The organism is Micromonospora sp. 4G55 (genome assembly GCF_016803375.1).
In genome coordinates, this window is record NZ_JAEVHN010000245.1 from 1 (window position 1) to 8453 (window position 8453).

At 72.4% G+C, this 8453-nt stretch carries 3 protein-coding genes and 2 pseudogenes; all 5 read left to right on the forward strand.

Going from position 1 to position 8453, the window contains the following annotated elements:
- Positions 1–272: 272 nt before the first annotated feature.
- Positions 273–1534: pseudogene (gene rsgA / locus JNW89_RS19780) on the forward strand (ribosome small subunit-dependent GTPase A).
- A 185-nt stretch (positions 1535–1719) separates the two neighbouring features.
- Positions 1720–4665 carry an excinuclease ABC subunit UvrA gene (uvrA, locus tag JNW89_RS19785; RefSeq protein WP_238450029.1) on the forward strand — a complete coding sequence of 982 codons (2946 nt, stop codon included), beginning with the start codon at positions 1720–1722 and terminating at the stop codon, positions 4663–4665.
- Positions 4666–4824: 159 nt separating this feature from the next.
- Positions 4825–5307, forward strand: coding sequence for a Rieske (2Fe-2S) protein (locus JNW89_RS19790; RefSeq protein WP_238450030.1), 483 nt, complete (start codon positions 4825–4827; stop codon positions 5305–5307).
- A 133-nt stretch (positions 5308–5440) separates the two neighbouring features.
- Complete coding sequence (gene uvrC / locus JNW89_RS19795) at positions 5441–7381, forward strand: excinuclease ABC subunit UvrC (protein WP_238450031.1); 1941 nt, start codon at positions 5441–5443, stop codon at positions 7379–7381.
- An 845-nt stretch (positions 7382–8226) separates the two neighbouring features.
- Positions 8227–8453: pseudogene (locus JNW89_RS19800) on the forward strand (phytochelatin synthase); the annotation flags it as partial.

The window sequence follows — 8453 nt, forward strand, 5'->3', positions numbered from 1 at the left end:
CACCAGGTAGGCCAGGGCGTTGCTCAGGGTCGTGGCCACGGTGACGGCGGCGCCGGCGGCACCGAGCCGCCCCGCGCCGGCGTCCCTGCCGATGGTCTGTGTCATGCCGCCCCGAGTGGCCCGCGCTGCTTCGACGACCGCGGCTCGCGGCCGGCGGCGGCCGCGACCTCCCCGGCCCGACCGGGGAGACGGTACCGCTCGACCGTCCGGCCGTCAGCCCCGCACCCGCGACCCCTGCCCTCGCGGCCGGGAAGGGTCTAGTGTGCTGCCCCATGGCGTCGACGAACGTGGCCGCGGCAGCGACCTCCGGGCTGGCCGCGAAGCTCCCCGAGCGGTGGGTGGCGGACGGGATCCGGCTGGTCTATCCGCGGGTGGAGCCCGAACTGGCCCGGCTGGCCGACTTCGTGCCACGCGGCGGCACCGCCGTGGACGTGGGCGCCTGGTACGGCCCGTGGACCGCGCGCCTGCTGCGCCGCGCCGACCGGGTGGTGGCGGTGGAGCCCACCCCGCAGCTGGCCCGGCAACTGCGCACCGCGTTCCCCGCCGTCGAGGTGGTCGAGGCGGCCGTTTCCGACCACGCGGGCACCGCCTCGCTGCACGTTCCCGCCGCCGGCCCGATCGTCGGCACCTCCTCGCTGGAGGACCCCGGGCTGGGTGACTCGGTGGAGGTCCCGCGGATCACCCTGGACTCGTTGGGCCTGACCGACGTGCGTTTCGTCAAGCTCGACATCGAGGGGCACGAGCTGCCGGCGCTGCGCGGTGGGGCGGAGACGATCCGCCGCGACCGGCCGATGCTGCTGATCGAGGTGGAGGAGCGGATCCAGCCGGACGTCGCCCGCATCGAGCGGCTGCTCTCCCTGGCTCACGAGGTCCGGGGCGCGGCCCGTGGTCGTGCTCCACCAAGGTCGACCTGGCCGCCGATCCGGCGGCCGTGGCCCGGCAGCTCGCCGCGGTGGCGCCGGGGGTGCCGGTGCTGCCGGTCAGCGCCGAGCGGGGCACCGGGCTGGAACCGCTTCGTCCGCTCGTCGCCCGCGGGCTGACGCTCGGCCTGCTCGGTCCGTCCGGGGCCGGCAAGTCGAGCCTGGTCAACGCGCTGGCCGGGGCCGCGGTCATGCCGACCCAGGCGATCCGCCGGGTGGACGGCAAGGGTCGGCACACCACCACCTGGCGGGCGCTGGTGCCGGTTCCGGGCGGCGGCGCGGTGCTGGACACCCCGGGGGTACGGGCGGTGGGCCTGCTGGACGGCTCCGCCGGGCTGGACCGTGCCTTCGCCGACATCGCCGAGCTGGCCACCGGCTGCCGGTACGCCGACTGCGCGCACGAGGCCGAGCCGGCCTGCGCGGTGCGGGAGGCGCTGGAGACCGGGGAGCTGCCCGCGCGGCGCTGGGAGAACTGGCGCCGGCTGCAGCGGGAGGTGGCGTACGAGAGCCGCCGCCGGGAGACCCGGCTGGCGGCCGAGCGGCGCGGCGGGTGGCGGGGTGGCCGCCGGCGGACGGCGCGTCCGGCACCTCCGGCGTCACCCGGCGGATTCTGAACCCCGCACCGGCGTGGGTCACCCCGGCCCGACCGGTGTGAGCTGGGGGAATGTGCGGGCGCGGAAAGTTGTCGTACCTCGGGGCTAGAGTTGCCGAGGCGTCATTTCTGCGCCCGTAAACCGCTCAGATCACGCTCCGAGCGGACAGATCCGCCTCACTTTCTTCACCCGGGAGTACACGGACAGTGGCCGACCGACTGATCATCCGTGGCGCGCGCGAGCACAATCTGCGTGACGTCAGTCTCGACCTGCCCCGGGACGCCCTGATCGTCTTCACCGGGCTCTCCGGCTCCGGCAAGTCGAGCCTGGCCTTCGACACCATCTTCGCCGAGGGCCAGCGCCGGTACGTCGAGTCGCTGTCGTCGTACGCCCGGCAGTTCCTCGGCCAGATGGACAAGCCCGACGTCGACTTCATCGAGGGCCTGAGCCCCGCGGTCTCCATCGACCAGAAGTCGACCTCGCGCAACCCGCGCTCCACCGTCGGCACCATCACCGAGGTCTACGACTACCTCCGGCTGCTCTTCGCCCGCATCGGCGAGCCGCACTGCCCGGTCTGTAGGGAGCGGATCTCCCGGCAGACCCCGCAGCAGATCGTCGACCGGGTCCTCGCCATGGCCGAGGGCACCCGCTTCATGGTGCTCGCGCCGGTGGTGCGCGGCCGCAAGGGCGAGTACGTCGACCTCTTCGCCGAGCTCCAGGCCAAGGGCTACGCCCGGGCCCGGGTCGACGGCGTGGTGCACCCGCTGACCGAGCCGCCCAAGCTCAAGAAGCAGGAGAAGCACACCATCGAGGTGGTGATCGACCGGCTCAGCGTCAAGGCCGGCGCCAAGCAGCGGCTCACCGACTCGATCGAGGCCGCCCTGGGCCTCTCCGGCGGCCTGGTGCTGCTCGACTTCGTCGACCTGGCCGAGGACGACCCCGACCGGGAGCGCCGTTACTCCGAGCACCTGGCCTGCCCCAACGACCACCCGCTGGCGATCGAGGACCTGGAGCCCCGGGTCTTCTCCTTCAACGCGCCGTACGGCGCCTGCCCGGAGTGCACCGGCCTGGGCACCAAGAAGGAGGTCGACGCCGACCTGGTCGTCCCCGACCCGGAGCGCACCCTGCGCGAGGGCGCGATCCAGCCCTGGGCCATCGGGCACAACCTCGAATACTTCCTCCGCCTGCTGGAGGCCCTCGGCGAGAGCCAGCACTTCGACATCGACACGCCCTGGCGGGCGCTGCCGGCGCGGGCGCAGAAGACGATCCTGCACGGCTCCGATGACCAGGTGCACGTGCGCTACCGCAACAAGTACGGCCGCGAGCGCTCCTACTACACCGGCTTCGAGGGCGTGGTGCAGTGGATCGAGCGCCGGCACACCGACACCGAGTCGGAGTGGTCGCGGGACAAGTACGAGGGCTACATGCGGGACGTGCCCTGCGCGGCCTGCGGCGGCGCCCGGCTCAAGCCCGAGGTGCTCGCGGTCACCCTGGCCGGCAAGAGCATCGCCGAGGTCTGCAACCTGTCCGTCGGCGAGGCGGCCGAGCTGCTCGCCGGCATCGAGCTGACCGACCGGCAGAAGATGATCGCCGAGCGGGTGCTCAAGGAGATCAACGCCCGGCTGAAGTTCCTGCTCGACGTCGGTCTGGACTACCTCTCCCTGGACCGCGCGGCCGGCACCCTCTCCGGCGGCGAGGCGCAGCGCATCCGGCTCGCCACCCAGATCGGCTCCGGCCTGGTCGGCGTGCTCTACGTGCTCGACGAGCCCTCCATCGGCCTGCACCAGCGGGACAACCACCGGCTGATCGAGACGCTGCTGCGGCTGCGTGGCCTGGGCAACACGCTGATCGTGGTGGAGCACGACGAGGACACCATCCGGGTCGCCGACTGGATCGTCGACATCGGCCCGGGCGCCGGCGAGCACGGCGGCGAGATCGTGCACAGCGGCTCGGTGCCGGCGCTGCTGGAGAACCCGGAGTCGGTCACCGGGGCGTACCTGTCGAGGCGCAGGTCGATCCCAACGCCCCGGCAGCGCCGCCCGCAGACCCCGGAGCGGGAGCTGGTGGTGCACGGCGCGCGGGAGCACAACCTGCGCAACCTCACCGTCTCCTTCCCGCTCGGCCAGCTCATCGCGGTGACCGGGGTCAGCGGCTCCGGCAAGTCGACGCTGGTCAACGACATCCTCTACGCGGTGCTGGCCAACCAGATCAACGGCGCCCGGCTGGTGCCGGGCCGGCACACCCGGGTCAGCGGCCTGGAGCACGTGGACAAGGTCGTCGGCGTCGACCAGTCGCCGATCGGCCGCACGCCGCGCTCCAACCCGGCCACCTACACCGGCGTCTGGGACCACGTCCGCAAGCTCTTCGCCGAGACCACCGAGGCCAAGGTCCGGGGGTACGGCCCGGGCCGGTTCTCGTTCAACGTCAAGGGCGGTCGCTGTGAGGCGTGCTCCGGCGACGGCACCATCAAGATCGAGATGAACTTCCTGCCGGACGTCTACGTCCCCTGCGAGGTCTGCAAGGGCGCCCGGTACAACCGGGAGACGCTGGAGGTGCACTACAAGGGCAAGACCGTCTCCGACGTGCTGGAGATGCCGATCGAGGAGGCGGCGGAGTTCTTCTCCGCCATCCCGGCCATCCACCGGCACCTCAAGACGCTGGTCGACGTCGGCTTGGGCTACGTCCGGCTCGGCCAGCCGGCGCCGACGCTCTCCGGCGGTGAGGCGCAGCGGGTCAAGCTCGCCTCCGAGCTGCAGAAGCGCTCCACCGGGCGGACGGTCTACGTGCTCGACGAGCCGACCACCGGCCTGCACTTCGAGGACATCCGCAAGCTGCTGATGGTGCTGGAGGGCCTGGTCGACAAGGGCAACACGGTGATCACCATCGAGCACAACCTCGACGTGATCAAGACGGCCGACTGGCTGATCGACATGGGTCCGGAGGGCGGCCACCGGGGCGGCGCGGTGCTGGCCACCGGCACCCCGGAGGAGGTCGCCGAGGTGGCCGAGAGCCACACCGGGCAGTTCCTGCGCCACGTGCTCAAGCTCGACGGCGAGGCCAAGGGCGCCAAGGCGGCGACCAGCCGGGCGGCCAAGGCCAACGGCAGCGCCACGAAGTCGCGTACCCGGAAGGTGCCGGCCGCGGCGCGCTGAACGACGGTACGACGGGCGGGTCGGGAAACCGGCCCGCCCGTCCCGTTTCCCGGCGAGCCGCGGGCCGGCCGGGTTGAACCGTCGGGCACAGTGTTGCGTGTGCCGAGGTGAGGCCGCGAGGTCGACGACCGGCGGCGGCAGTCGAGAGAAAGGCCGGAGATGAGTGACGACCAGGTGTTGACCGGACCCGGTACGCAGACGCGGCGAGCCCTGCTCGCCGGCGCCGGCGCGGTGGGGGCGTCGGTCCTCCTGACCGCCTGTGGCGGCGACGACTCCGGGGACGGGACCACCGCGCCGACCAGCGGCGGACCGGGCGCCACCGCCGGCGACGCGGAGGGCGGCGACCGCGAGGGCTCGTCCTCGCTGGCGACGACCAGCGACATCCCGGTCGGTGGCGGGCAGGTCTACGCCGCCCAGGGCGTGGTGATCACCCAGCCGGAGCCGGGGCAGTTCAAGGGCTTCGACCCGATCTGCACCCACCAGGGCTGCCCGGTGTCGAACGTCGACGGCGGCACCATCAACTGCAGCTGCCACAACAGCAAGTTCTCCATCACCGACGGCTCGGTCAAGCAGGGCCCGGCCACCAAGCCGCTCGCGCCCAAGCCGCTCAAGGTCCAGGGCGACCAGATCAGCCTGGCCTGAACCGCCGTCGCACGACGCCGGCACGCGTGATCATGAGGTCGGCCACGCCGGCCTCATGATCCACCGGTCGGGCGGTGGGGAGCGCCCCCGCGGGTCGGGGGAGCGTGTCGGGGGTGCGGATTAGTCTTGACGGGTGGCTGACCCCTCGACCTACCGTCCCGCGCCCGGCACCATCCCGGAGTCACCGGGGGTCTACCGCTTCCGGGACGGCACCGGCCGAGTGATCTACGTCGGCAAGGCGAGGAACCTGCGCAGCCGGCTCAACTCGTACTTCGCCGACCCGGTCAACCTGCACCAGCGCACCCGGCAGATGGTCTTCACCGCCGAGTCGGTGGACTGGATCACCGTCGCCACCGAGGTCGAGGCGCTCCAGCAGGAGTTCACCTGGATCAAGCAGTACGACCCCCGGTTCAACGTCCGCTACCGCGACGACAAGTCGTACCCGTACCTGGCGGTCACCCTCGACGAGGAGTACCCCCGCCTGCAGGTGATGCGCGGCGCCAAGCGCAAGGGGGTGCGCTACTTCGGGCCGTACTCGCACGCCTGGGCGATCCGCGAGACCCTCGACCTGCTGCTGCGCGTCTTCCCGGCGCGGACCTGCTCCTCCGGGGTGTTCAAGCGGGCCGGCCAGGTGGGCCGGCCCTGCCTGCTGGGGTACATCGGCAAGTGCTCCGCGCCCTGCGTCGGCAGCGTCTCCGCCGACGAGCACCGCGACATCGTCGACGGCTTCTGCGACTTCATGGCCGGCCGCACCGACACCATGGTCCGCAAGCTGGAACGGGAGATGACCGAGGCCAGCGAACAGTTGGAGTTCGAGCGGGCCGCGCGGCTGCGCGACGATGTCGCCGCGCTGCGCCGGGCCATGGAGAAGCAGACCGTGGTGCTCGGCGACGGCACCGACGCCGACGTGGTGGCCTTCGCCGACGACCCGCTGGAAGCCGCCGTGCAGGTCTTCCACGTCCGCGACGGGCGGGTGCGCGGCCAGCGTGGCTGGGTGGTGGAGAAGACCGAGGAGCTGAGCACCGGCGACCTGGTGCACCACTTCTGCACCCAGGTCTACGGCGGCGAGCACGGCGAGGCGGACGTGCCCCGCGAGTTGCTGGTCCCCGAGCTGCCGGCCGACGCCGACGCGCTGGCCGACTGGCTCTCCAGCCACCGGGGCAGCCGGGTGTCGCTGCGGGTGCCCCAGCGCGGCGACAAGAAGTCGCTGATGGAGACGGTCGAGCGCAACGCGAAGGACGCGCTCGCCCGGCACAAGCTGCGCCGGGCCGGCGACCTGACCACCCGCGGCAAGGCGCTCGACGAGATCAGCGAGGCGCTCGGCATGCGGACGTCCCCGCTGCGCATCGAGTGCTTCGACGTCTCGCAGATCCAGGGCACCGACGTGGTGGCCAGCATGGTCGTCTTCGAGGACGGGCTGCCCCGCAAGAGCGAGTACCGCCACTTCATCGTCCGGGGCGCCACCGACGACCTTTCCGCGATGTCCGAGGTGCTGCGCCGCCGCTTCGCCCGCTACCTCGACGCCCGGGCCGAGAGCGGCGAGATCGGCGAGGAGACCGCCGCCGACCCGGACCGGCCCGGCATCGACCCGACCACCGGGCGGCCGCGCCGGTTCGCGTACCCGCCGCAGCTGGTGGTGGTCGACGGTGGCGCGCCGCAGGTGGCGGCCGCCGCCCAGGCGCTGGCCGAGCTGGGCATCGACGACGTGGCGCTCTGCGGCCTGGCCAAGCGGCTGGAGGAGGTCTGGCTGCCCGACGACGAGTTCCCGGTCATCCTCCCGCGCACCTCCGAGGGGCTCTACCTGCTGCAACGCGTCCGCGACGAGGCGCACCGCTTCGCCATCACCTTCCACCGCCAGCGCCGCTCGAAGCGGATGACCGAATCCGCGCTGGACAACGTCCCCGGCCTCGGCGAGGTACGCCGCAAGGCGCTGCTGCGGCACTTCGGCTCGCTCAAGCGGCTCTCCGCCGCGACCGTGGAGGAGATCACCGAGGTGCCCGGGGTGGGGAAGCGGACCGCCGAGGCGATCCTGGCCGCCCTGGACGAGGGCACCAAGGCGGCTCCCGGTCGCTGACCCTCCGTCAGCTTCCGGTCGGCCGATGGCCGTCTGAGGCCCGCCGTCCCGCCTGCGTGGATGCCGGCTCGTGGCTTGTGTGGACCCGGGTGGCCCGGCGGTCACGGCCCGGCGGCCGGTGGTCGGTGGTCGGGGTCCAGCCATGTGGAGCCGGTGGCCCCTCCGGCAGGCGACTGTTGGAGGGAAGCTGTCCGGTGAGTCTGATACCTCTCAGGCATTTTGATGCCTCACAGGTATCACGCTCGCCGCGGTCATGCCTCCGCGCCGCGACACGCGGAACCGGCTCTAGCCAACCTGCCGACACCTCCAGCGAGGTCGCCACAAGCCCAGCCGGTTCATGGCCCAGTGTCCGGTTCCGTCTAGCGGTCGCTGCGCGGGTGTCCGGTCTGACCCGCGGTGTCGGCTCGTCGGGGCCGACCCGGTTGGTGGAATGGGTGGCGGGGCGGGGTCGTTGTACATGGCAGACCGCGGTGGCCCCCCGGCCCGGACGGTGAACCGGAGAGTCAGGCCCGGTGGAATGCCGCCCGGCCCGGACGGTGAACCGGAGAGTCAGGCCCGGTGGAATGCCGGCCCACCCCGGTTGGTTACATCCCCCGGCACCACCGTGAGCAGGCCCCGGGCCGAGGCTCGTGGAATGCGGAGCTACCGGGGTTGGTTACATCCCCCGGACCACGGCCCCGGGCTCGTGGAATGTGCAGCCCGCCGGGCTGGTTACATCCCCTGGACACCCCGAGCAGAGCCCCTTTGTGTGGCCGCCGGGCAGATCCCTCTTCTTTGACTTCCTTCCCACGCAGTGCCGTCCCCCGGCGGTGTGCGTGTATCCCCCGATCGAAAGGTGCACCCTCATGCGTACCGATCTGATCCGCAAGACCGCCCTGACCTTCGCCGGTGTCGCCGCGACCGCCGGTGGGATCGCCGGCCCGGCCCTCGCCGCGCACGCCGCCCCCACCCACCAGGGCACCAACGCCTCCGTGCAGGCCGACCGCGGCAGCGACCGCAAGTCGCACGGCGAGCGGGAACTCAACGTGCGCTACCAGGCCCAGCCGAACTTCTACTACTGCGGCCCCGCCGC

Bases quoted from the DNA above. Each gene is read 5' to 3' on its own strand.
- JNW89_RS19790 (WP_238450030.1), top strand. From the start codon at position 4,825: ATGAGTGACGACCAGGTGTTGACCGGACCCGGTACGCAGACGCGGCGA.